This window comes from Streptomyces sp. NH27 (assembly GCF_056859195.1).
The window spans coordinates 1-850 of sequence record NZ_JACEGK010001019.1 but is presented as its reverse complement, the minus strand read 5'-3'; the positions used below and the strand labels follow the sequence as shown (position 1 = coordinate 850).

1 protein-coding gene is annotated in these 850 nt (G+C 70.1%); it reads right to left on the bottom strand.

From position 1 onward, the window contains the following. Positions 1-253 precede the first annotated feature (253 nt). Complete coding sequence (locus AC13HU_RS37770; RefSeq protein WP_483046524.1) at positions 254-535, bottom strand: acylphosphatase; 282 nt, start codon at positions 533-535, stop codon at positions 254-256. Positions 536-850: the final 315 nt, after the last annotated feature.

The window sequence follows — 850 nt, the reverse complement described above, 5'->3', positions numbered from 1 at the left end:
GTACGCTCCCGCGCAAAACTCGATGCCGCGGCTTCCATATCATTCATTGGTGCCGCGATGCGCGGGGCTTCCAGCGTCTCACCAAAACGGGGGACGGTCAACACGATCACAGCCCAGCCGTCGGGTCCGCCTCAGAAAGCACGGCGCCGACATGCGCCGCGGGCTGCCCGCGTGGTTCGTGCGCGAGGCTTGGCGATCATCCTCACTTGGGGGCAGCCTGACACGCCGATCGCCGGAAGGCAACGGGTTGTGGTCATCGGATCTCGAATCCTTGGTATCCACCCCGAGTGACCCCCCAGATTTCCGTCACCCCGTCGACCCGCCCGGGCGTGTCGCCGTGCCGCAGCCATTCCAGCAGTCGCTCGCACTGCTCGAAGGCGCCTTCCGCGACCACCTGGACCCGGCCGTCGGAAAGGTTGCCCGCGTATCCGGCCAGCCCGCCGATCTCCAGGGCGGTCGCCCGGGTCCACCAGCGGAAGCCGACGCCCTGCACCCGGCCGCGGACCCAGGCGGTGAGCCGGACATGTTCGTTCATGTGGGCACGCTATCCCGCCATGATCCGCCCGGTCGCGGCCTCTTGACCTCCGGACCTCGTCCGCCATGGGCAACATTCGCTACAGTCCCCCCTCAACGGCTTCACCCGTTCGGAGTAGTCCAGGCGAGCAATGAGAGGAGTGCGGCGATGGGGCGTCACAGCCGACATGCCCAGCCCGCGGCCCCGCAGCCAGCGCCGCGCGGCCACCGTGGCCGCCGCAGGCACCACCCCGTGCGGACGGGGCAGCTGGCCTCGTCGGCGGCGCTCGCGGTGGGCGCGGTCGCCGCGTCCACGGGGCTGCTGTCCGAGATCACC

Coding starts and splice junctions, on each gene's coding strand:
- AC13HU_RS37770 (WP_483046524.1), bottom strand. CDS start 535: ATGAACGAACATGTCCGGCTCACCGCCTGGGTCCGCGGCCGGGTGCAG.